Raw genomic sequence first — 23,830 nt, 5'->3', positions numbered from 1 at the left:
CAGACACGGAATTTTATCAATGGCAAGAAGTCATTTTGGAATTCATCATTCCGTGCCGAAAGCGGTAAGAATCAGGCTCCTATTCCCCCCTCTCTTCCGAAATTCACAGAGGTAAATCCCCTGCCAAATTCCTAGTGCAAGTTTTCCACCAGAAATGGGGATTTGGAGACTGTTTCCGAAAAAAGCGCTTTTAATGTGCGCAGGCATATCATCCGGGCCTTCGTAAGTGTGGATAAACCGTGGATAATTTTCCGGAATCAGTTCGTTTACAAAGGTTTGAAAATCTTTTCGGACGGTAGGATCGGCATTTTCATTGATACAGAGTCCTGCTGAGGTATGCTGCAGGAATACCTGCAAAAACCCGATGCGGATTTGTCTGATATCTGGGATTGCTCCTTGGATTTCCTCCGTGATCAGATGATAGCCTTGGGAATATGCAGGTAGCTTTAGCGACTTCTGGTAAAAGACGGTACTCATTTTTTACTTTTCTTGGCAAGAGGATTAAATGTCATCGCGAGATCGATCCATTCCTCCAGCTGCTCGTCCAAGTCAAATCCCTCAGGATATACAAAAACATATCCTTTCATGGGCTTTCCGGTAAAATCCATGGGACAGCAGCCAAGTTTTTCCAGAGCCTGCGGGTAAGCGGCCGGTCCGACCCTAACCATCAGACGGTTTTCTAGGGTTTTCTTGTCCTGATCCAAGCCAAGCAGCATTTTGTCATCCACGAGGAAACATAGACCACCCATCATTTTTTTGGAGGAAGAGGTGACTCCTTTGTCTTTTAGGGTCCGGGAGATTCGATCGGACTGATAGGGATCAAAAGCCATCTTGAAGCTAAATCATGCCTACTTTGTTTTCCAACGTGCCTATACCCTCGATGCTGATTCTGACGATATCGCCTTTGGCCAAGGTGAAATTGTCCGGCACGATGCCTGTGCCGGTCATCATAAAACAGCCAATGGGAAAGGTATTTGCGCGGAAAAGCCAATCTGCCAACTCTTGGGGCTTCCGCTTCATCTGAGCGAGAGTCGTCTCACCTCCTGCTTCGCTTTTGTCGTTTCTGATAATTTCCAGGCTGATTTTGGTGTCGTCCGAGAGCGGCTCTTCCTGTACCAAAATGCAGGGACCGATGGCCGCGCAGCCTTGATAGACTTTGGCTTGGGGCAGATAGAGCGGATTTTCCCCCTCTATGCTCCGGCTGCTCATGTCGTTGCCGACAGTGAATCCCTGTACTTTCCCCGAAGGGCAGATCAGCAGGGTTAACTCTGGCTCAGGCACATCCCAAGTCGAGTCCTTACGGATATTGACTGTTTCCCCGGGGTTGGAGACCCGGCTCGCGGTCGCTTTGAAGAATAGCTCTGGTCGGTCGGCTCCGTAGACTTTATCGTAAAAATCCGCTCCACCGGCATCCTGGGATTCTTCCATCCGAGCGGTCCGGCTGCGGTAGTAGGTCACTCCCGCCGCCCAGATTTCTTGGTTGCCCATTGGAGACAGGAGTCCCTCGGCCTTTAGCTCTTCAGCTTTTTCGGAGTCGATTTTTTCCCAGTGCGAAGATTCGGACCTTAGCAATTGCGGTAAGTGCTCTCGTCCTAGGAGTTGATCCCAGTCGAGTTCAGGTCCCAAAAAAATACCATTGTCCGATTCAAGAAGTGTAGCCGCTGTGAGTTTGTAGAGTTTCATAGGTTTAAAGGGTTTTTTGCCTTGGTGAATTTATGGAAATATTCCTGCAGGACTAGGAAGAGATGCCGATGAAAACAAGAAAGTCAAAAATTCGTCGGCAAGCTCAAGAACATGCCAGATCTACCAATTATCCTACTGCATACGCCGGGAATAGGGCCAATAAGGGCTTATTAATTTTGCATGGAATAATTTGATACAAATTTTTCCCTCCTACCTTTGTGTAAGATCATAAGGGGTGCCTTAACAAAACGGGCTGAGATCATACCCATAAGACCTGATCCGGGTAATGCCGGCGAAGGGAAATGAGAAAGTAAAACGAGACTGAACAGTAGTCTGCCTGAAGTGGTACCCTTCGGGCTATCTCCGAATTTTCGTTTTGCAAAACGGGTAAACTGTCACAGAAAACCTCCCCTGGGTTTTCCCATGTTTCACTCAATGACCCGAGAGGGTTACGCACACATGAAAAAGTTAATATTTAGCCTGGCTCTTTGCCTTGCCACCATTTCCGGCTGGGCACAGCAGAGCCTGAGTGGGAAAGTCATCGATGCCGATACCGGAGAGGCTCTGGTGGGAGCTTCCGTTTGGACTACCAAAATAGGAAAAGGAACTGTCACGGATGCCAGTGGGCAATTTTCCTTTGATAAATTACCCGCTGGCTCAGTCGAGCTTAGCGTATCGTATCTCGGTTTTGAAAGCGTCAACGAAACCATTTCCCTGCCCTACAGTGGAGAGTTGGTTTTCAGAATGGTTCCCAGGGAATTCCTCTCCGAGGAGTTTGTCGTCTCGGCCACCAGAGCGTCGTCACATACGCCCACGACTTTCACCAATGTGGATAAGTCCGAAATCGCCAAACGAAATTTGGGACAAGATATCCCCATTCTCCTCCAATACACACCATCTGTGGTAAGCTATTCGGATGCTGGAGCAGGAGTTGGCTACACCGGTTTGCGGATTCGGGGTTCGGATCAGACGCGTATCAATGCGACTGTAAACGGCATACCGATGAATGACGCAGAGTCGCACGGTGTATTCTGGGTGAATATGCCGGACTTTGCCTCCTCGGTGGATAACGTGCAGATACAGCGTGGAGTCGGCACATCGACCAACGGTGCCGCAACCTTTGGTGCCAGCCTCAACTTCCAGACGGACACCCGGCAGGATGATCCCTATGCTCAGATCGACAACAGCTTTGGCTCTTTCAATACTTGGAGGCATACGGTAAAGGCGGGAACTGGCTTGCTCAATAACCGATTTGCGGTGGATGCCCGCCTTTCAAAAATCACCTCCGACGGGTATGTGGACAGAGCATTTTCGGATCTGAGCAGCTGGTTTGTTTCCGGTGGATATTATGGGGAAAAGAATGTGATCAAACTGGTGGCATTTTCAGGAAAAGAGCAAACCTACCAAAGCTGGTGGGGACTTCCGGAATCGAAACTCGAAGATGACCGTACTTGGAATTATTACACCTACGACAACGAGACGGACAACTATCAGCAGGACCACTATCAGCTGATCTATACAGGTGAAGTTGGAAGGAACTGGAAGACCAATCTGGCCCTTCACTACACCTATGGGCGCGGATACTACGAGCAGTACCGCGAAGACGATGACTTTGCCAGCTATGGCTTGCCTCCTGTGACTATTGGAGAGGAAACGATAGAGAGTATCGACATTATCCGTAGGCGATGGCTGGACAATGACTTCTTCGGTTTCGTCGGTTCCGTCAGCTACATTTCCGACAACGGGAAAATGGACCTTGTTTTAGGCGGCGGAGCCAACCGATACGACGGAGATCACTTTGGGGAGATCATTTGGGCAGGAGTCGCCGGTGACACCGAGATCCGCGACCGATACTACGATAACAATGCCATCAAGGACGACCGGAATATCTATGCAAAGGCGACCTATGAAATCACCCAGGGCCTGAATCTGTTTGGAGACCTTCAAGTCCGAGGGATCGATTATTCTTTTGCAGGGGTCAATGACGATCAGCGGGTTGTCGATGGTCAGGAAAGCTATACTTTCTTCAATCCCAAATTTGGATTCTCCTACGAGCAGGGGAGCCAGACTTGGTACGCGAGCTACGCGGTGGCCAATCGAGAGCCAACACGTTCGGATTTTACGGATAACCCGATCACTGAAGTTCCGCGCCCAGAGCGTCTGAACAATATCGAAGCGGGCCTTCGCGCACGTACCGGTCGCCTGAGCTACAATGCCAACTTCTACTACATGGATTACAAGGACCAGTTGATACTGACTGGCCAAATCAACGATGTGGGAGCCTACATCCGGGAAAATGTGGAATCGTCTTATCGAGCTGGAATCGAATTGGACGGGACATTTCAGCTGAGCAAGGCTTGGACTTTGGGAGGAAATATTGCTTTCAGCCAAAACAAAATCAAGGAATTTACCGAGTATGTGGATGACTATAGCGGGGAGGAATTTCAGCAAGAGACATTCTCCTACACCAATACGGATATCGCCTTTTCCCCCAATGTCGTGGGCTCCGCTATCGTCGAGTGGAAGCCGGTGAAAAGCCTGTCCCTCAACTTGCTCAACAAATATGTAGGTAAGCAGTACCTCGACAATACCGGAAATAACGGCCGCGCCTTGGACGCTTTCTTTACCAGTGACTTCCGGGTCAGCTATGCCGCCCAGCCGCGATTCTTCAAGGGTCTTGAGCTCAATTTGCTGGTGAACAATGTCTTCAATGAAATGTACGAGCCCAATGGCTACACCTTCAGCTACTTTGTGCCGGGTGATGCTGGAAAAGACCTCGTGACTGAAAACTTTTACTATCCACAGGCCGGGACTAATTTCTTACTGGGATTGAGTTTAAAGTTTTAAGAATGACTGATGGCGGGAGACCGAAGCTGACGATTTAATTTCCGTGGTCTGTGTCCGCACAGACCACGATTTTTGATTTCCTTTCAAATCCCCACACCGGCTTTGATCTCCAAAAACGCAGCAACTGCGTCTTCCTCTTTGGAATAATCAAAGACCAAAAACTGGGAGCCGTTGGTGAGCAGCACGCATTTGTATAGCGTGACGGGGCCCGACATCGTGGGTGTGATTCCGTTGGGAATGTGTTGGCTGCGAAAGCTGTGGATGATGATTTTCGCCGCTTCGATCTTTGGAAGATCATGCCATTGTCCAAATTTGAACCAGAGGATACTATGATATTTTCTGAATTGGCTGCTTTCATAGTCCAGCTCCGTGCCAGCGAACATGGTAATCAATACCGCCCCAAGCAAAATGGCACCACCACCCACCAAGCCAATTTTTTGGGGATCAGTATCCACTTCAACAAACATGGGAACAAGCAAAACAATCAGTCCCGCAATCACTAAGGAAACACCCAGCACTCTCGATCCGTTAATGCCGTAGTTCCGATTTGTATGATTGAAGTGCTTCATGACTTTGCTGCGATATTTTTCAATATAATCAAAAGCGTCACTTCAACTCCAGTTTTACCCGAAACTCAATCTCCCGATCCACCAAAGTCCGATCTGCCCAAGAGCCTTCGTAGGCAATACTCCAGTCAAACCGATCGATGAGAAATCGAGCAGTGATGGAATTCTCTTTTTGATTGGCAGAAAAAGTGATGTTTTTGGTAATTCCCCGAATGGTCAGATTTCCGGAGACTTCCACGTTTTCAGGGGAATGAGTCTTGATTTTAGTGATTTCAAAAGCTGAAACAGGAAAGTTATCCACATCAAAGAAGTCCGAACCCATCAGGTGTTCTGTCAGGTTTTTTATCGGATTCGGATCGGTTTCAGGGATGTCAGTGATGGAAATGGACTTCATGTCGATTTCAAATTTTCCCCCGGACAGTCCGCTTTCGTCCCTGAGCAAATATCCTTGGCTGATGCTTACTTCTCCTTCGTGACTTCCGTTTCCACGCATTTTGGTCCCTTTCCAATAAAGTTTGGATTGGTTCAGATCAAGTTTTAGTGTATCTGCCTCCAGCTCTTCCGGAATACTTTGGTGCTCTTTGATCATCGCCTTTTGAACTTCAGAATTTGACTTATCCACACAGCCAGATCCCAGTAAAAGCAAAGCCAGCAATCCTATTTTACTCATAATCCGGAATATTTAAACCCAAAATGATATCTCGGTGAAAAGTGAGCATTCCGTTTTCCAGTTGTGGATTTCCAATCCCTGATCCTCCCCGATTTCCGAGAAGTTTTCTTTTTTGATCGGTCAAAATCGCGTCATCCTCAAACAAATAATCATCCAGATAATATTCGTTTTTGCCCGGCTCTTTTACCGTCAGGTGAATGTGTTCTGGTTCGGATCGGTCGGGATATGCCGCCGGACGGAAGGTGTAAAAAGTATAGCGCCCGCTTTGATCTGTTTTGATCCAACCCCGCAGGTATCCATGACGTTTTGCCCAGCCTGTTTCAGTTCCTTTCTTGGGATAGATTCCGGTTCGGTCGGTATGGTAGATGTAGAGGATTACGTCGCCTGCTGGGGTTTTGCCGTCTTTTTGAAAGACCGTGCCGAAAAGTTTTAGCTTGGGTTCGTTAGGTTCAAATCCCGGAAGCGTGTCAACAGGTGCTAAGGTTTTTTTCCCAAACTCAAAGATGGCTTCGCAGCCTTCACAACCACCTCCAACTAAATTGCGGGACTGGCCGGAGCAGTTGACGCTCAGAAAAATGCAACAAAAGATCAGGCATTGGATCATAACTCGGTTCATCGCTTTCTTTTTTCCACAAAGGGAACGAAAGAATTGGACGCTTGAAAACCGAATAGCCTGTCCTGTGTAGATTCTAAATCAAGCTGTGGGAGCTTTCTCAAATCTGCTTCTGAATTCGGAGACGTAATTTCTGCTCAGCCTAAGCTGCTGTCCATTGGAAAGCAGCAAATCATAATCTCCATTGCCTCGGGAATGGAGCGAATCTACTTTCCGGACATTTACCAGGGTGGTTTTATGGATTCGTACAAAGACCGCAGGGTCCAGTTTTTCCGAAAATGATTTAAGCGATCCCTGTTGCAGGTATTTCTTTTCGGCAGTAAAAAACTCAACGTAGGGCGTGGCAGCGCTCAGGTAAATAATGGATTCTGCGGAAACTTTCTCTGTCTTTTTTCCAGACTGGAAAAGCAAAAAATCAAGGCGTTCTGTCTCTTTTTGAGCTTTCGAAGCTTGATCTGGAATCAGTGAAATCGCCGTGTAGATTAGCAGGTATTTGTATAAATCATTGGAAATGGAATAAATGAGATTGTCATAAAATCCAAAGGTGTGACTATAGAATAATCCAGAAACTGCATACACCAGAAAAGCAAAAATCAAAAGATGGAGGGTCGAAGCCAAGAGCACAAAAAGCGCTCTTTTGGTCCATTTGGATTCGATTTTTGAGCGTCTGAAAGCTGCCCTCAGGATCAATGTGACAGGTATGATCAGTGGCCAATACAGATTGAAAAGAAGCGATTCTGAAAGATAGAATGCATAGTCCTGATAGTTGGACTGGAGATAGTCCTGAAGAATTGTGATCCCCAACAAGGCTATCAAAAGCAGGATTAGGTTTCTTGCTTTTTTTAGTTTCGACATCCGTCTTTGGAAAATTGCACGATGTGTATCCACGGGAGTATAGAACAACGACTTGGATGAAGTTATCAGCTTCCTGATGATTTTGAAAACAAAAATGGCCTCATCTGCTCCGATGAGGCCATTTTTAGCCAGGAAAACCCAATCCTATTTTACTCCGGAAACAGCGTCTTATCCAATCCCGGCACGATTCGCAGGGCATTTTTGTAATACACTTTTTTCAGAACCTCGTCCGGAAGTCCTAGGCCGTACATTTTCCAGTAGGCATGGTATTTTTTGTAATAAGGGAAGTATTCATCCTCGGTTTCCAGCACCCGGAAATAGGTATAAAACTCCTCCTTATTGTAGGCGTCCTTGCCAAAGAGAATACGATCCTGATACTTGGTAAAAAACTCCTTAGCACGTCGAGGCTGGCGGCCAAGTTCGGCAATGATTGCGCCGATTTCATAGTTCACATTTGGGTATTTGTCCAAGTGCGCGCCGGCCGCGTCCAGGTCGTTTGCCATCCAGCCCATGTGGGCATTTATGAATGTCGTCTTTGGATGCTTCGCAAAGACATTGTGCTGCTCAGCGATGATTTGGCCAAATGGAGCCGGATCAGTGTCGGATCTTTTTCGGTTCGGGTTGAGCTTGAGTTCCAGCCATCGCTCGTTGGTGGAATCCATTGGCTGCCAGAACTGTGCGGGATCCGCCGAATGGATCAAGACGGGGATACCCAGCTCGCCAGCCTTTTTCCAAACAGGGTCCAGATCAGGATGGTCAACAGGGATGCGATTTCCGTCTTTGTCTTTGCTGTTTAGTCCTAGGCTTTTGTAGATCTTCAGTCCGACTGCCCCAGCCTGTACATCCTCTTCCAGTTCCTTTATCGCCAAGGCCGTCCAATTTGGATCCCCAAACCCATTAAAATTTAGATTGGTGAACACCATAAATCTGCCCGGCGCATGGGTTTTGAATTCGTTCATCATACCCTTGATGTACTCCTGCTGGGCATTGCTGTTGCCTTGGCCAAATCCCCTCCCGCTCAGGTTGATCATGATCGCCATGTTGATCTCGTCCATCTCGGAAGTTAGTCGGTCGATTTTTTCCTCGTTGACCCCACCTTGATGGCTGTGGATATCGATGAAGGGAAACTTGGCGCGGGTCACGGGATGCTCAGGTACCTTTAGTGTGGAGGGTGGATTGTAGTTTTCAAAGCTCATCTCCTGAGCGACTGAGTTGGCCAAAGGTAAGCCAAAGGCAAAAACGACAAGGAAAATTTGGAGTAGTGATTTCTTCATGAGCGATTAAACTGAAATTGTCGGCAAATGGGTTGGAAAATTCTTTGAGCGGAAAAAAAGAAATCCCGATGGGAAATCGGGATTTCAAATTGCTATCTGGCGGTGCCTCCGTCGATGACTTGGCCGAAGAATATCGAATTCATGTACAGTTTGTTGGTGCCAAACCAAAAGGCCCGGAAGTTGGGATTGTCGGCAAAACCGATGATTCTTCCACGGCCTACCCCGGAGACACGGATCACGCTGCCATTTTGTATGCCCGGTAGGTTGCTCGGATGGAGGTAGCCCGAAGCCAATGGATCGGCGGTATAGACCACGGGGTTGGCATAGGGATTTGGAGATACTTCCATGAAAAAGTTATCATTTCTAAAGGTATAGATTTCCTTTTCGGCGTAGCCATAGCCGATAGGATGGGTGGTATCCAGATTGGCTTTGAAGATCGCGCCGAAGGTACCTTTTGCACCCGTGGCGTTTTCGTAGTTTGCATAGCTTTTTTGTACACCTTTTTCAGCATTGTCGACAGATCGGAAAGAGAAGTTTCCGATTTCATTTTGCGCCAGCCAGCGGATTGCACCGCCTTTGGCCACCAGCGTGCCGCCTTTGGAAGTCCAGTCTTTTATTTTTTCCGCACCGGATTTTCCGAGTAATCCATAATTGCCATCCGCCATCAGGATGACGTTGTAGCGATCCAGATTTGCCATGTTGACAGAGCCGACCGGCAGTAAGGTCACGGGCATTTTCATGCGCTGGTCCAGTAAGTGCCAGATTTCTCCAGCCTCCCCGCTATCCACCCCTCCGTCTACGAGCAGGGCAATTTGGGGAGTTTTCAAAGGGACCATAAAGGTTGAGCCCATATTTGCTCCGGTAGTATAGCCTGTGCTAATCGCATGGATATCCACATGGGCCGATGAGGCTATTTCTTGGAGCTTCGCAAAAAATGCGGTGTTGTCCAGTCCGGATTCTCCCTTGTCGATCAGGATCGTACCTCTTTTGAAAGTCTTCCCTTCGGGCGTGGTAAACTCCGCATTGGCCACGCGAACGAGAAAGCCCACTTTCATGAGCTGATAGGTAGCTTTTGGAGAATAATAGTCGGACCATTCCAAAGCATATTGATAGGCGCCAGCCTCTCCTACCACCTTGCCTGGAGCCAAGGCAAAATTTTCGCGATCGACCTTGGAAACGCTTGCCAGGTTTAGGATTTTGCTGTTGAGGGCCATGAAGTCCAAGTGGAAAGCCATTGGATAGGTCCAAGCAGAAATGTCGTAGAATAGGCTGTCCTGAAAGGTAGTCCTAGTCTCAAACATCGCCTTGATCAAACGATATTGGGGCTGATCGACGGGTACGATGTAGGAGGATTCTTTTTTGAACTGCTTGCCATTGACCGTGATGTCCTCGTTCAACGAAAATACCTCGATGTCGTGCTGAAGGATCAGGTCCGCTAAGTGGAAGCTTTTGGCATCGTCCTCTTTGTCTCCGAAGATGTAGGCTTTGTTGACATCCGCGGTGGTTTCGGTTTTGATTTCAGTGTAGAAATCCTTCATCCACTGGTTGAGCTCGACGCGCATTTCTTTCGCCGCCTGGAAGGAGGAAAGGTTGGCCGTAAACTGGTTTCTGATCGTGAAAGGGAAGCTCAACATGCCATTGGCGCTTTCCTGCAAGTGTCCTCTGGAGCTTGCCTGCTCAAAGAGAATCCCAATCGAGCCCTGCACATCCGGATAGGTAGAACCCTTGCCGTAATAGAAGTCGTCGTAGTTTTCCTGATTGTAGTAGAGCGATCCGATCTGGTCCAAAGCTTTGGCGTGGTAGGTGCCGATTTTTGCCGTCAGCTCAAAGTTTTTGGCGGGGGTGAGTGGGTGCATACGTGCCGGCACGCCGGGCTGAAAGAAAAAAGTGCTGTTGGTGCCCATCTCATGGAAGTCCAAATGGATGTTTGGAAGCCAAGTTTGGAAGACTTTTACGCGGTTTCTGGATTCCGGATGCTGCACCGGCAGCCAGTCGCGGTTCAGGTCAAACCAATAGTGATTGGTTCGTCCACGCGGCCAAGCTTCATTTAGCTCTCGCTGGGCAGGATCGCCGTTTAAGATATATGCTTTGTGGGAGTTGACCCAGGAGGCAAATCGGTTCAGCCCGTCGGGGTTGATAGCCGGATCGAGCAGTAGGACAATGTTTTCCAAGTCGGCAGCTACCTCATTGGCGGCTGCGAAATGGTAAGCGGCGATCAGAGAGGCATTGGCTCCGCTGGGCTCGTTGCCATGGACGGAATAGCCCATGTACATGACCACGGGCATATTCTGGATATTGACCGAGGCGCCCGGAGTTCGGAGCTTATGCCGTTCCGCCTTGATCTGATCGAGTTTGCCGAGGTTAGCGGGCGAAGTGATGGTCAAGAGAGTTTGGGGACGCTTCTCATAGGATCTTCCGGTTTCTTCGAAGATCACCCGATCAGAGGCTTCGGCAACAGCTTTCATGTACATAACGAGCTGGTCGTGGGTCACATGCCATTCCCCCACTTCATAGCCCAAGATCTGCTTGGGAGTGGGGATATCGGGATTGTAGGTGTAGCCTTTGGGAAGATAATAACTCAGATCCTGTGCGAACGTGAGTGTAGTTGATAGGGCTAAAAGCACTGCAAGCGTGTACTTCGTCATAGGTTGGGGTTTTTCTAGACCTAATTTCTTACTTACTTCTAAGAAAAAAAGCTATTTTGTACTGGTGGTAAAATTAACGGAACAGGTGACTCAGAATAATTGATTGAACGACAGAGTCCACTTATCCGAAACTTTTGTGCCAAAAAAACTAAAAAACAGCCGATATTTTGCCTAAGTGTATAAACAATTCTTATCCATGAACTTAACTTTTATCTATAATGTAAGTGGAGGCACAATACTCCTTTTTGCGCTTATCTATTTTGTACTGTGGGTCTATTGCTTGGTGGACATCATCCGGTCAGACTTTCGCGATCCAAACATGAAGTTGATTTGGATTGTCGTCCTTCTACTCGGTCAAGGGGTCGGGCCGCTTATTTACCTGATTTTGGGAAGGGGAACCAAAAGAAGCGCCAATGCTTAAATTTCTCGGACTTGCCGTTTACGCGTTTACCATATACGATGTGGTCACTAGTCGCTTTACAAATCAAAACGACAAATTGATTTGGATCATCATCGTGGTGCTGCTGCCGTTTTTGGGTACGCTGTTGTGGTTTTTGGTGGGGAGAAACAAAAGGCTTTGAATTCACCTGTGGTAGAGTTCTCTCAGCGCAGCTGACAGCTCGAAAAACTCAAATTGAAAACCCGCTTTTTGGATTTTTTGGCAGGACACACGGTTGCCGCCCAGCACCATCGCGGCCATTTCTCCCAATATCAATTTGAGAAGGAAGCCCGGCACTCCTATGTTCAAAAAGGGTTTTCCCTTTGCTTGAGCCGCCTCGCGGGTTACTTGTTGGTTGGTCGCTGGATTGGGGCCTACTGCATTGAAAATGCCTTGGAGGGTAGTTTTTTCCAAAGCATAAGCATACATCCGCGCCAAATCGTCGATATGAATCCAGCTCATCCACTGGTCTCCGGAGCCTAAGGGTGCCGCTACCGGAGTCTTCAGCATCTCTTTCAAGGCTCCCCCATCAGCATCCAAGACGATGCCCGTCCTGAGGATCACGGTTCGAATGTCGAGGCTCTCCATTCGTTTGACTTCGTTTTCCCAAGCTTGTACTACCTCGGCGAGAAAATCCGATCCGGCTGGGCTGTTTTCTTCGACCAAGGCGGTGCCGGTATCGAAGCCATAAAACCCCACTGCGGAAGCTGAGATGAAGGTGCTGGGTCGTTTTTCGGTCTTCTCCAAAGCCGAGTAGAGGAGTTGCGTGCTTTTGGTTCTGGATTCGAGGATCAGTTTTTTGCGTTCGGGTGTCCAACGTTTTTCGGCTACACCCGCACCGGCTAGATGCACCACGGCGTCCGCCCATTCCAGCGCATTGGCATCGATTTTATCCTTTTCAATGTCCCAAAGAAACGTTCTTTGTTCAGGATGTGCACTTCGACCTAGCCAAGCGACTTGGTAGCCCTTCTTTTCCAATAGTCCAGTGATTCGCTGACCTATCAATCCTGACCCTCCTGTGATTAATATATTCTGCATGGATGATAATTTCTACTCGCTTCTTCTCACTCTCATTTGGCCGAATGTACGGTTTCAAGACAATCGACCGAGCAATTTGTTTCGCTTAATTTATCCAATCAACAATTAATTTTCTAGATTCTCCGCTTAGTTTTGCTTCAAACCCAGCTCGTGACTCCAGGAGAAATAGCTTCAAACATAGGCCGATGGCTCTTTTTGGCGGCATTGGTGGGCCTTCTATCCGGTTCCGCCTCCGCTGTATTTCTCCTATCCCTGGATTTTGCCACCGAGCTGAGAGATTCCCACCTTTGGTTGATTGCTTTCCTGCCTCTCGCTGGTTTTGCCATAGGCTATGTATATCACCATTATGGGGCCAAATCCTCTCAAGGCAACAACCTTTTGCTCGAAGCCTTGTACCACGGAAAGGATCCCATTCCACTGAGAATGACTCCATTGGTACTTTTTGGGACGATTTTCACCCACCTTTTTGGAGGCTCGGCAGGACGGGAAGGCACGGCTGTACAGATGGGAGGATCGCTGGCGGACCAGCTGACCAAGTGGTTTTCCCTCCACAAAGCCGACCGAAGAATCGTCATCATCTGTGGAGTCTCTGGCGGTTTTGCGTCGGTTTTTGGCACGCCCCTGGCCGGTGCGGTATTTTCCCTGGAGTGGATGTTGGTAAGGAAGCTGCGCTGGCGATCCATCCCTCCGGCATTTTTTGCTGCATTTGTAGCGGACTGGATATGCGAGTTTGGTTGGGGTGTGGGACATACTCACTACTTTATTCCCGAGATTCCGAGCCATTCTCAGGCAAATTTGGCCTGGGTGATCCCCGCTGGGATAGCCTTTGGCTTTTCGGCCAGGCTTTTTGCGGAGACAGCCCATGTAGTGTCGGCTGTTTTCAAAAAGACCTTTGCCTACCCACCGCTTAGGCCGCTTGTAGGTGGAGTCCTGATCGCCCTGCTGGTATACCTGTCGGGTACCACAACCTATATTGGTTTGGGGGTGCCGAGGATCGTGGAGGCCTTTGAGACTCCGCTACCTTGGTATGACTGGCTGGCTAAAACCGGACTGACCGGGCTGACGCTGGGATCCGGCTTCAAAGGCGGAGAAGTGACCCCGCTCTTCTTTACCGGCGCCACGCTGGGCAACGCACTTTCTGCTTGGATTCCGCTGCCTCTAGCCCTCTTGGCGGGGATGGGATTTGTGGGAGTTTTTTCTGGAGCTACCAATACCCCCATGGCTTGCACGGTAATGGGGATGGAGCTATTTGGATACGAGGCTGGGGTATTTTTGGGGATTGCCTGTCTTGTGGCTTATTTTTTCAGCGGCAAGGGAAGTATCTACGCTTCCCAAAATTTAGAGGCAAAATATCTCTGGCGATTGTAAAATCGAGTACCTTTCAATTTGTTTTGGAATCATCGAAAAATCATTTTGATCCAGATCTAAGGGCAAAATATGAGGTTTAACTTCCAGTTTTTTTCCAATCCAGACCAGAACCTCCAGTTTATCAAGAAATTGGTTTTGGTACTCGGACGGACGATTCGCTATCTAAGTTTTGGGACTTTTGGTGTACTCATCTATCAGATGGGCTACACGACCGACCCCTCAAAGATCCTTTTTACTTCGAGGTTATTTGAGATTATGGTGTTTTTCCTGGGTTTGGCGATCATTATGAGAAACTTGCTCTCGAATCTTTCCCGGAAAAACAAGAGACTGGTATTTGAGCTGCTCGTGGCTGTTTTCCTGATTCTTTCTGCGTTGCTGAGGTGGAAGGCTTTTGGCGATTTCTCCGAAGAAGCCTTGCTCTTCACCCGGAAGTACTTTGTCCTTAACGTTTTGGTCTTCTTGATTTTCGTGCAGGAACTGGGAAAGTTCAGTCTTTTGGTCAACCGTCTCAAGCTCAGTCCCTCGCTGGTTTTTATCCTGAGTTTTTCCATCCTGATCATGATCGGGACTGCACTTTTGTACCTGCCCTCGGCGACGACCTCGGGGATCAGTCTCATCGATGCCTTCTTCACCGCGACCTCGGCCGTATGTGTGACAGGACTGATCGTGGTGGATACTTCGGTGGCGTTTACCCATTTTGGCCAGATCATCATCATGACCCTTTTTCAGATTGGGGGATTGGGAATGATGACCTTCACGACCTTCTTCGGTTTCTTTTTCAAGGGAAGCCTTTCTATCGAAAACAGCCTCTTCCTCCGGGACTATATCAATGAGAGCAACGTAGGGGAAATCACCTCCACGCTGATCAAGATCATCATCTTTACGGTTTTGGTGGAGTTTGCGGCGGCTGTTCTAATTTTTGTCCTGACAGAGCCTGCACTCTTTCCCAATGATGGCGGACGATGGTTTTTTGCCGGCTTCCATGCCATTTCGGCGTTTTGCAATGCTGGATTTTCCACGCTCAGTTCGGGACTGTACGAGCCCGGATTCCGCTACCTGTACGACATGCATCTAGTGGTGGCGATCACGATCATCTTGGGAGGAATCGGGTTTCCGGTATTTATCAACTATTACAATTACGTCTATCGTTTGCTGAAGGGCATCGTCCGATCGGCCCTTTATGGAGAGAAATACAAGCACACGCCGCGGGTATCCAATATTAACACAAGACTGGCGGTCTACACGACTGCGGCTCTTTTGGTCGTAGGATTTGTATGTTATTGGCATTTTGAAGGAAATCATACCCTGAGTGGACTCAGCTCCTATGGCAAGGTTGTGACTGCCTTTTTTGGCGCGGTTACCCCGAGGACGGCCGGGTTCAATTCGGTGGATATGACGGCTCTCTCGGTGCCCACCATCCTGATCTACCTGATTTTGATGTGGATCGGTGCTTCTCCGGGCTCTACGGGCGGGGGGCTGAAGACCACGACCTTTGCGGTTGCCATCCTCAACACGTGGAGCGTGGCAACGGGCAAGATGCGGGTGGAGGTTTTTGGAAGGCAGCTCACTGCCGAAACCCTCAGAAAGGCCTTTGCGGTAATCGCCCTTTCTTTCCTGACCATTGGCTTAGGCGTTTTTCTGGTGACGCTTTTCAATCCCGAACTGGCCTTGATCGACGTCGCTTTTGAGATTTTCTCCGCATTTTCCACTGTAGGGCTGAGTTTGGGCATCACTTCAAGCCTGACTACGGCAAGCAAAGTGGTCGTGGCGGTGGTGATGTTCCTTGGGAGGGTAGGTACGCTGACCATCTTAGTGGCGATCACCAGAAAAGCAGCCGAGCTGCGATACAAGTACCCCGAAGAAACCGTCTTCATTACTTAATGCTTTAGCTATGAAATACATCATTGTAGGAATGGGAAATTTTGGCTCCTACTTGGCCAAAAGACTGACAGATCTCGGACACGAGGTAGTGGGTGTGGACAACAGTGAAACCAAGATAGACCAGATCAAGGACCACGTGACCTTTGCCGTGGTGCTGAATGCCACCGATCAGCATGCGGTGAATACCTTGCCCATGAAGGACTCCGATGTGATCGTGATCGCGATCGGTGAGGATGTGGGAGCATCGATCCTTGCGACGGCGATTTTCAAACAGCTCAAAGCAAAACGTATCATCGGCCGGGCCATCAATGCACTGCACGAGACGGTGATCCGGGCTATTGGAGTGGACGAAATCATCCATCCGGAAGAAGAAACGGCTGAGCGTCTTGCGAAACGGTTACAACTCAAGGGAGTAATAGACTCGCTTGAAATCTCGGATGACTACAATATCGTTGAGGTGAAAGTCCCAAAACGCTATGTGGGGATGACGGTCGCTGAAGCCAATATCCGAAGGGAATTTTCCCTGAACATCATGACGACAATAAAAGAAAAGGAAAAGACCAACCTCTTGGGCCTGAAGCTGCCCCATCGGGAGGTGGCTGGGGTGATTTCGGCAGATTATGTTTTCGAAGAGGAGGACATTCTTTTGATCTTTGGAAAGATCAAAAACATTCAGGATTTTCTCAATCTGGAGAATTGACTCTTTTTTCCCCACAGTTTCTACAGTACCTATCTCCCCGATCTAGCCGGTCAAATCCGCAAAAGGTGCAGGATTTGAGATCTTCGAGGCTTTCCGATTTTCTACGTCTTGCCATTTCGGAGGTCACGATCCCGGTGGGTACGGCGATGATAGCATAGCCCATCAGCATGATCAATGAGGCCATGAGCTGCCCCAATGCCGTCACGGGCGTGATATCGCCAAATCCCACGGTGGTCAAGGTGACTATCGCCCAATACATCCCGACTGGTATACTCGTAAAGCCATGCTCGGGCCCCTCGACCACAAACATCAGCGTGCCCATAATCAGCACGATAGTAAGGACCATAAAAAGGAAGATTTGGATTTTTGCGGCGCTTGCCTTTAGTGATTCTCTCAGGAATTCAGCCTCCGCCAGGTAGCGTCCAAGTTTCAGTATGCGGATCACCCGAAGCAGTCTCAGCGCCCGGACTACGGAGAGCAAATGGGTATTGGCAATGAAAAAACTCAGGTAGACCGGTAGGATCGCGAGCAAATCCACGATACCGTAGAAACTGATTACATATTTGAGGGTCTTGCTCGTAAGCCATACCCGAAGAACATATTCCAAGGTAAAGAGCAGTGTGAAGGCCAATTCCAGCACGAGAAAAATCCGGCCATACTTCAAGTGCAGCTCAGCAACCGAGTCTAAAATCGCGACGATGATCGATCCGAAGATCAGTAAAAGCAGGACGAGGTCGAAGGCCTTCGATGCCCGATCATCTGATTCAAAAACGATGTGGGCCAGTCTTTTTTTGGATAAAAGCATGCAGGAATTTAAAGAAAAATCCGCTTACTCGCGGCCTTGCTGGAACATGGGAAGGAAGGGAACCCGATTTCAATCCAAGTAGTAGACCCTCTTTACCCGGGTGCTGATGTTGGTCAGGAGCTCGTAGGGAATGGTGCCAATTCGATCAGCTAATTCCTTGAGCGAAATCTGCTCCCCGTAGATGATGGCCTCATCCCCTTCCTTGACTTCGATTGCGCCCACATCCACCATCACCATGTCCATGCAGACGTTGCCGATCACGGGGGCTTTTTTTCCGTGGATTAGGACGTATCCCTTTCCCTGCGAAAACCTCCGGTCATAGCCATCCGCGTAGCCTATTGCCAATGTGGCGATTTTTCCTCCTTCGGGAAGGAGGCCTTTTCTTGAGTAGCCGACCGTAGCCCCGGGAGCGAGCGTTTTTATCTGGGAAACGGAAGTTTTCAGTATGCTTACGGCCTTGAGGGCTGAGTCGTGTTTTCCGGTTACTTCTACTCCATACAGTCCTATTCCGAGTCGGACCATATCCATCTGAAACTCGGGGAAGTGTACGATTCCGGCGGAATTCAATGCGTGGATCAGCGGCTGATAGGCCAAGACTGCCTCAATCTCGGTCTTCATTTCGGTGAATTCTTGCAGTTGTAGTCTTGAAAACTCCTCGTGCATTTCTTCATCTGCACCTACGAGGTGTGTGTATAGGCTGGCAATTCTCAACTCAGGAAATGCGCAAATCAGGTCTTTCAGTTCCGAAAGCTGTTGCTTTTCAAATCCAAGGCGATGCATGCCAGTGTCCAGATCGAGATGTATGGCCAGTTTAACCGCGTGGTTTTGTGCGTATTTGCCAAGTTTTCTGAAAAATTCCGGACTGAATACCACCGGTTCCAGCTGATACTCGCGTAACAAATCGAATGATTCTTCCACCGGATTGAGCACCATGATCGGGAGTTTGATTCCTTGTTTTCTCAGGGAGATTCCTTCGTCGGAAAAGGCCACGGCAAGGTAGTCCGCGCCGATAGTTTGGAGGTGGTTGGCGATTTCGGCGGCTCCGCCTCCATAAGCAAAGGCCTTCACCATGACCATCATTTTGGTTTCCGGTTTTACAAGGCGTTTGTAAAAATTGAAGTTGTGGGTCAGTGCATTCAGGTTGATTTCCAGTGTGGTGCCGTGAACGCGGAGCTGGAGACGGTTGACCACCCGCTCAAAGGCGAAGGATCTCGCTCCGGTGATCAGGATCAGGTCGTTTTGAAAAGTGTCAGGATCCAAAGCGTGGAGCAGAAGATCAGTAGAAGCGTAATTTTCGAAAGCGGCGCCAAAATGCTCCGCCAAACGACTGATCTCAGTGCCTACCCCGATGATTTTGTCCAAGCCATACGAACGGATCAACTCGGCCACTTCAGTATAGACTTTCTCGGGCAAACCCTGCTGGAGAAGGTCGGATAGGATCAGGATTTTGGATCGCTTGGGCCGTTGATGGCTGAGGAACTCCAGCGCTACCTTCAGTCCAGCCAGATCATTGTTGTACGTGTCGTCGATGAGCAGCGACTCGTTGAGGCCGGGTTTCAGCGTGAGCCGCATGTCCACTGGCTTGAGCTGGCCGAGACCTTCCTGGATAGCCGGAAAGTCCTGCCCCAAGGACAGCGCGGCTACGATCACATGGGTGATATTTTCTAGAGAGGCGCTGTCAGTGAAAGGTACTGAAAAGGTAAAAGTGCTCAGGTCACTTTTCAGCAGGATGATCTTGGACTGGACTTCCAGCCTTTTCACAGAAACCGAAAAATCCGCACCGGGAAGGGTAGACCAAGAGACCAGCTTTTGCCCGTCAACGGAGCGCTCAATCTCATCCCGCAGCAACTCATGGTCGCGGCAATAGACCAGCAGCTTGGCGTTGGAAAACAGAAGTAGCTTTTCCTTGATTTTTTCAATTATGTCCTCAAATCCTTCTTGGTGAGCGTTCCCGATGTTTGTGAAAATGCCCAAGTCAGGAAGGATCATTTGCTGGAGCGAGTCCATTTCACCGGCCTTTGAGATGCCGGCCTCTAGGATAGCGACCTGATGATAAGACTCTATGCCAAAAATGGACAGTGGCACGCCGATTTGGGAATTATAGCTTTTGGGACTTTTGGCGACTGCGTAGCTTTGGCTGAGCACCTGTCCGAGCCACTCCTTGACGATGGTTTTTCCATTGCTTCCGGTGATTCCTACCACAGGTTTAGCGAAAAGCTTTCGCTCGTAGGCAGCAATTGCCTGCAGCGCGAGGCGGGTGTCATTTACTAGGATAAAACTTGCTTTTTCCTCCAACCCTTCGGGTATTTCCCAATCCCTTTGCACCAGAAAGCAGCAAACTCCCTCCTCGACCAGCTTGGGGATATAAGCAGCTCCGTCCGCTTTGGCTCCGCGGAGCGCGACGAAAAGCGTCTGCTCGGCTTGGACCACTTGCCGGGAATCTATAGTAACTTTTGAGATCGTACCGGAAAATCTCCTGCCTCGTACTTCCCCAGCCGTGACAGCGAGGAGCTGGTCTATGGAAAGTGGACTGAGCATCTTACTCCTCGGCTAGCTGTTTCTTTTTGAAAAAAACCTGCTTGATCCACCTTGGAAGGAATATCGCTCCCAAAAACAGATAAGGATAATAGGAGAACAATCTCCAGATGATGCTGGTGACAAAGGTGTACTGTCCCAGAAACTGGGCGAAAAACTGTCCATAAAAAAACTCGGCCGTGCCACTGCTGCCCGGTGTCGGGGATAGCATCATCACGATCCACATGATCACTTGCCGGGCAAATACGATGATCTCCTGCTCAAGGCTAAGGGGGACAAAGGCCGACACGAGCGCATTGAGCATGAGGTACCGCGAAGTCCAGATGAAGATCGTGACCGCGACGATCTTTAACCAAAAGGAAAGGCTCTTTCCCGACAGTTGCCGGGATGCCACGATGATCTGGTCGCCAAATTCCTGGGCATTGTGTTTCCATTTTCTCAAAAACTTGATGGAGCAAATTTTGATCAAGATCCACTTGAACACCCTTGGGCGGTAGAACAGTGCCAGGGCCATCACTAGGCTATAGGTAGCGTAGAGACTATAGCTGATCCAAAATATGGCCTGAAGGCTATTTTCCAGTTGGCTTTCGAGCAGTTTGCTATCGGGGAAAATATTCCCTTTGGCCAGAAATAGGATGACTGGTGCTCCGATGACGAAAAATAGGTTGTCCATGATGGCCGTCACCATCACGATCGCGATGGCTTTGCCCATCTTCATCCCCTCTTTGTTGAGGATAAACATGGCCACCGCCGTGCCGCCTACTACAGAGGGAGTGACTGCGGAGGCAAACTCCCAAAGGATGATCACATAGATGGCGCGTGTCCAACTGAGATGCCGGTCGGTAAGCTCCCGGATCCGGTAGACATACCCGAAATCGCGGAAAAAAAGTACCAGGACAGCAAAAAACAGCCAAGGCAAAGAGGCGTCTGAGACGACTTTGAGGTTTTCGATCGAGACATTGGGATCCATGTAAAACATGGCGACAATGATGCCGAGCCCGATCAGGATTGGCACCCAAACCTTGTTTGGATTGAGGGTTTGGAAGATTTTTTTGTTGTCCAGCTTCATCGTCAGGCGGCGATTGGCTCCGTCTTTTCTACCCAAAAATTGTTATATCCCTCGCCGATCAAGATCGTGACCTGAGAGAGCTGAAGAAGTTCTAAAATTGCCAAAAAGGTATAAATCACGAAAATTTTGTCTGGTTTGTATTCGATGAACTCAGTAAAAGGCACTTGTTTTTTGAAGCTGATCTTTTCCAAGACGAAGTCTTTCTGCTGCTCGATGGTGTAGGGATATTGGATGACCGTGTGCTTGGTTTCCTCGGATCGCGAAGCCATTTTGGCAATGCATTTTTGGAACACCTTGAGCAGCTTGTAGAGATCCACGTGCTGCATCTCTGCATCTACGTCCTCCGTCTTGCTAAGTTCGATTAGTTCCTTTGCGAGGTTGCCCCTTTTTTCCTTTGAGAGTCGATCTGACTCCATCTGGGCTAGCTCCTCGACTACCGACTTGTATTTTTTGTATTCCAGAAGATTCCTGACCAGCTCCTCTCTTGGGTCGATCTCTTCTCCTTTTTCGTTCAGCTCGGGACGCGGCAAAAGCATGCGCGACTTGATCTTCATGAGCGTGGCCACAAAGAGAATGAAATCACTCGCAACCTCGATCTCCATTTTTTCCAGCTGATGGATATAGTCAAGGAAGTCCTTGGTAATCTTGGAGATGGGAATGTCATAGATGTCCAGCTCGTCCCGCTCGATGAAAAACAACATCAGATCAAAGGGGCCTTCAAACAATGGTAATTTGATCTCGAAACTCAACGGTTAGCGGAATTTATTGGTTAACTTTGCCTTTTCGTAGCCAAAGATATTCAATTAAGCAATTTAATGGGAATGCTTGGAAATAAAGCAAATGCGTAAATCTGGCTCATTTCTAGCATGAGCAAACAAACTGATCCGCTTTGGGTTATTCCACTTTGACACCAATACTTTAGAAAATGCAAATCACGCCCGGTCCGCTCCTAGCCCAGATAGATACTCCCAAGGATCTCAAGAAATTTCCCAAAGACAAATTGGTCCAGATCTGCGAAGAGCTGAGACAGTTTATCGTGGATAATGTCTCCGTCTATGGTGGGCACTTTGGGGCAAGTCTGGGAGTGGTAGAGCTGACGGTGGCCTTGCATTACGTGCTCAATACCCCTGCCGACCAGCTCGTTTGGGATGTGGGACATCAGGCTTATGGGCATAAGATCTTGACTGGGAGAAAAAAGGATTTTCATACAAACAGGGTATACGGAGGCATTTCAGGTTTCCCAAAAAGAAAAGAGAGCGAATACGACACCTTTGGCGTAGGGCATTCCAGTACCTCCATTTCCGCTGCGCTGGGGATGGCAGTTGCCTCTAAATATAAGGGCTCCAAGATCCAGCACGTGGCGGTGATCGGGGATGGGTCGATGACTGGCGGGATGGCGTTTGAGGCCATGAACCATGCAGGCGTTAGCGACTCAAACTTGCTGATCATCCTTAACGACAATTGCATGTCAATCGACCCCAACGTAGGGGCTCTGAAGGACTATCTGACTGACATCACCACCTCCCACACCTACAACAAGGTGAAGGATGAAGTGTGGAAAATGCTCGGCAAGTTGAGTAAATTTGGCTCGAGTGCCCAAGAGGTCATCTCCAAAGTAGAGGGAGCAATCAAGTCTGCCGTGCTGAAGCAGAGCAATCTTTTTGAATCCCTCAATCTGCGCTATTTCGGACCTGTAGATGGGCATGACGTAGACCATTTGGTCGAAATCCTCAGGGATCTCAAAGATATCCCAGGCCCAAAAATCCTTCATTGCATTACGGTGAAAGGCAAGGGATATGAGCCCGCCGAGAAAGGAAATAAAACCACTTGGCATGCGCCGGGAACCTTCGACAAGGTGACCGGGGAGATCTTCAAAAAGGTGCCTACAAGTCCCCAAGCTCCAAAATACCAGGATGTGTTTGGGCATACTTTGGTAGAGCTGGCCGAGCGAGACAGCCGCATCATGGGAGTGACTCCCGCGATGCCGTCGGGATCGTCCATGAATATCATGATGAAGGCGATGCCTGAGCGGGCTTTTGATGTGGGAATCGCCGAACAGCATGCTGTCACGTTCTCAGCGGGATTAGCTACTCAGGGCTTGGTGCCATTTTGCAATATCTACTCAACTTTTATGCAGCGGGCTTATGATCAGGTCGTTCATGATGTCTGCTTGCAAAATCTTCCTGTGGTGTTATGTCTGGACCGAGCCGGATTTGCTGGAGCGGATGGACCTACACACCACGGAGCTTATGACATTGCGTATTTCCGTTGCGTGCCCAATCTTGTCGTTTCCGCTCCTATGAATGAGGAAGAGCTGAGAAACCTGATGTACACGGGTAGCATTTACAATGGGCCATTTTCCATTCGCTATCCAAGGGGTGCGGGAGTGATGCCAGAGTGGAAGACTCCGCTACGCGAGATTCCTGTCGGACAGGGTAGAATCGTGAGGGAAGGAGAAGATGTTGCCATTCTTACCATCGGCCATATCGGCAACTATGCGGTAGATGCTTGCAATGTCTTGGCAAAAGAAGGACTCAATCCGGCACATTATGACATGCGGTTTGTAAAGCCACTTGACGAAGAGCTTCTTCATGAGGTTTTCGGCAAATTCAAGAAGGTCGTGACGGTAGAAGACGGCTGCCTTATGGGTGGCTTTGGCTCTGCCGTACTGGAGTGGATGATGGATAATGGCTATTCCGCCCAAGTGAAGCGCCTGGGTATCCCCGATGAGGTGATTGAGCATGGTGAGCAGCTTGAGCTGCACCGAGAGTGTGGTTTTGATCCCGAGGGAATTGCCGCGACAGTTAGAAGCCTTTCAGAAGTAGCTCGAACAATCTAACTC

General features: G+C 48.9%; 21 protein-coding genes and 1 riboswitch. Of the genes, 7 read left to right on the top strand and 14 right to left on the bottom strand.

What is annotated here, in order from left to right:
- Positions 1-45: 45 nt before the first annotated feature.
- The 3 genes from J0A67_RS15635 to J0A67_RS15625 are packed head-to-tail and all read right to left on the bottom strand — an operon-like array spanning position 46 to position 1,683.
- Positions 46-477: a secondary thiamine-phosphate synthase enzyme YjbQ gene (locus J0A67_RS15635; protein ID WP_206570300.1), complete on the bottom strand. Its 432-nt coding sequence runs from the start codon at positions 475-477 to the stop codon at positions 46-48.
- On the bottom strand, positions 474-830 hold the full coding sequence (locus J0A67_RS15630) for a TfoX/Sxy family protein (RefSeq protein WP_206570299.1): 357 nt from the start codon (positions 828-830) through the stop codon (positions 474-476). The genes J0A67_RS15635 and J0A67_RS15630 overlap by 4 nt, the downstream gene beginning before the upstream one ends.
- Positions 831-837: 7 nt before the next feature.
- Positions 838-1,683: a fumarylacetoacetate hydrolase family protein gene (locus tag J0A67_RS15625; RefSeq protein WP_206570298.1), complete on the bottom strand. Its 846-nt coding sequence runs from the start codon at positions 1,681-1,683 to the stop codon at positions 838-840.
- 221 nt (positions 1,684-1,904) lie between these two features.
- A riboswitch (TPP riboswitch) is annotated at positions 1,905-2,001 on the top strand.
- Between the two features lie 141 nt (positions 2,002-2,142).
- On the opposite strand from J0A67_RS15625, the gene J0A67_RS15620 reads away from it, so the two are divergent.
- Entirely contained in the window at positions 2,143-4,530 is a 2,388-nt protein-coding gene (locus J0A67_RS15620; RefSeq protein WP_206570297.1) for a TonB-dependent receptor, read from the top strand.
- A gap of 83 nt (positions 4,531-4,613) precedes the next feature.
- On the opposite strand, the gene J0A67_RS15615 is transcribed toward J0A67_RS15620, so the two are convergent.
- From J0A67_RS15615 to J0A67_RS15590, 6 genes are all read right to left on the bottom strand, one after another.
- The gene (locus J0A67_RS15615; protein ID WP_206570296.1) at positions 4,614-5,099 is read right to left on the bottom strand and encodes a hypothetical protein; all 486 of its coding nucleotides are present in this window, start codon (positions 5,097-5,099) and stop codon (positions 4,614-4,616) included.
- A 37-nt stretch (positions 5,100-5,136) separates the two neighbouring features.
- Positions 5,137-5,766, bottom strand: a complete 630-nt coding sequence (locus tag J0A67_RS15610; RefSeq protein WP_206570295.1) for a YceI family protein — start codon at positions 5,764-5,766, stop codon at positions 5,137-5,139.
- Positions 5,759-6,382 carry a dioxygenase family protein gene (locus J0A67_RS15605; RefSeq protein ID WP_241265205.1) on the bottom strand — a complete coding sequence of 208 codons (624 nt, stop codon included), beginning with the start codon at positions 6,380-6,382 and terminating at the stop codon, positions 5,759-5,761. The genes J0A67_RS15610 and J0A67_RS15605 overlap by 8 nt, the downstream gene beginning before the upstream one ends.
- Before the next feature lie 78 nt (positions 6,383-6,460).
- Entirely contained in the window at positions 6,461-7,234 is a 774-nt protein-coding gene (locus J0A67_RS15600) for a LytR/AlgR family response regulator transcription factor (RefSeq protein WP_206570294.1), read from the bottom strand.
- A 149-nt stretch (positions 7,235-7,383) separates the two neighbouring features.
- Entirely contained in the window at positions 7,384-8,508 is a 1,125-nt protein-coding gene (locus tag J0A67_RS15595) for an amidohydrolase family protein (RefSeq protein WP_206570293.1), read from the bottom strand.
- Between the two features lie 92 nt (positions 8,509-8,600).
- Complete coding sequence (locus J0A67_RS15590; RefSeq protein ID WP_206570292.1) at positions 8,601-11,153, bottom strand: M14 metallopeptidase family protein; 2,553 nt, start codon at positions 11,151-11,153, stop codon at positions 8,601-8,603.
- 196 nt (positions 11,154-11,349) lie between these two features.
- Between J0A67_RS15590 and J0A67_RS15585 the strand changes: the two genes are divergently transcribed.
- Together J0A67_RS15585 and J0A67_RS15580 are read left to right on the top strand one after the other, a co-directional pair.
- Positions 11,350-11,574 (top strand): PLDc N-terminal domain-containing protein, encoded by a 225-nt coding sequence (locus tag J0A67_RS15585; protein WP_206570291.1) that lies wholly within the window; start codon positions 11,350-11,352, stop codon positions 11,572-11,574.
- Positions 11,567-11,734: a PLD nuclease N-terminal domain-containing protein gene (locus tag J0A67_RS15580; protein ID WP_206570290.1), complete on the top strand. Its 168-nt coding sequence runs from the start codon at positions 11,567-11,569 to the stop codon at positions 11,732-11,734. The genes J0A67_RS15585 and J0A67_RS15580 overlap by 8 nt, the downstream gene beginning before the upstream one ends.
- Positions 11,735-11,736: 2 nt before the next feature.
- Here J0A67_RS15580 and J0A67_RS15575 read toward each other — a convergent pair whose 3' ends face one another.
- Complete coding sequence (locus J0A67_RS15575) at positions 11,737-12,630, bottom strand: TIGR01777 family oxidoreductase (protein ID WP_206570289.1); 894 nt, start codon at positions 12,628-12,630, stop codon at positions 11,737-11,739.
- Positions 12,631-12,780: 150 nt separating this feature from the next.
- On the opposite strand from J0A67_RS15575, the gene J0A67_RS15570 reads away from it, so the two are divergent.
- From J0A67_RS15570 to J0A67_RS15560, 3 genes are all read left to right on the top strand, one after another.
- Positions 12,781-13,998, top strand: coding sequence for a voltage-gated chloride channel family protein (locus J0A67_RS15570; protein WP_317195065.1), 1,218 nt, complete (start codon positions 12,781-12,783; stop codon positions 13,996-13,998).
- A gap of 69 nt (positions 13,999-14,067) precedes the next feature.
- A complete protein-coding gene (locus J0A67_RS15565) occupies positions 14,068-15,879 on the top strand; it encodes a TrkH family potassium uptake protein (protein ID WP_206570288.1) in 1,812 nt (603 codons plus the stop codon).
- 10 nt (positions 15,880-15,889) lie between these two features.
- Positions 15,890-16,579, top strand: a complete 690-nt coding sequence (locus J0A67_RS15560; protein WP_206570287.1) for a potassium channel family protein — start codon at positions 15,890-15,892, stop codon at positions 16,577-16,579.
- On the opposite strand, the gene J0A67_RS15555 is transcribed toward J0A67_RS15560, so the two are convergent.
- From J0A67_RS15555 to J0A67_RS15540, 4 genes are all read right to left on the bottom strand, one after another.
- On the bottom strand, positions 16,563-17,384 hold the full coding sequence (locus tag J0A67_RS15555) for an ion transporter (protein WP_206570286.1): 822 nt from the start codon (positions 17,382-17,384) through the stop codon (positions 16,563-16,565). The two genes, J0A67_RS15560 and J0A67_RS15555, sit on opposite strands and share 17 nt — an antisense overlap.
- Before the next feature lie 69 nt (positions 17,385-17,453).
- Entirely contained in the window at positions 17,454-19,922 is a 2,469-nt protein-coding gene (locus tag J0A67_RS15550; protein ID WP_206570285.1) for a bifunctional UDP-N-acetylmuramoyl-tripeptide:D-alanyl-D-alanine ligase/alanine racemase, read from the bottom strand.
- A 1-nt stretch (position 19,923) separates the two neighbouring features.
- Positions 19,924-20,988, bottom strand: a complete 1,065-nt coding sequence (locus J0A67_RS15545) for a lysylphosphatidylglycerol synthase transmembrane domain-containing protein (protein WP_206570438.1) — start codon at positions 20,986-20,988, stop codon at positions 19,924-19,926.
- Between the two features lie 2 nt (positions 20,989-20,990).
- Positions 20,991-21,737, bottom strand: a complete 747-nt coding sequence (locus J0A67_RS15540; RefSeq protein ID WP_206570284.1) for a segregation and condensation protein A — start codon at positions 21,735-21,737, stop codon at positions 20,991-20,993.
- 176 nt (positions 21,738-21,913) lie between these two features.
- Here J0A67_RS15540 and dxs point away from each other — a divergent pair, with 176 nt between their 5' ends.
- On the top strand, positions 21,914-23,827 hold the full coding sequence (dxs, locus tag J0A67_RS15535) for a 1-deoxy-D-xylulose-5-phosphate synthase (RefSeq protein WP_206570283.1): 1,914 nt from the start codon (positions 21,914-21,916) through the stop codon (positions 23,825-23,827).
- Positions 23,828-23,830: the final 3 nt, after the last annotated feature.

The sequence above is a fragment of the Algoriphagus aestuariicola genome, from assembly GCF_017254835.1.
In the GTDB taxonomy this organism is placed as follows: domain Bacteria; phylum Bacteroidota; class Bacteroidia; order Cytophagales; family Cyclobacteriaceae; genus Algoriphagus; species Algoriphagus aestuariicola.
This window is presented reverse-complemented; position numbering and strand designations above follow the sequence as displayed.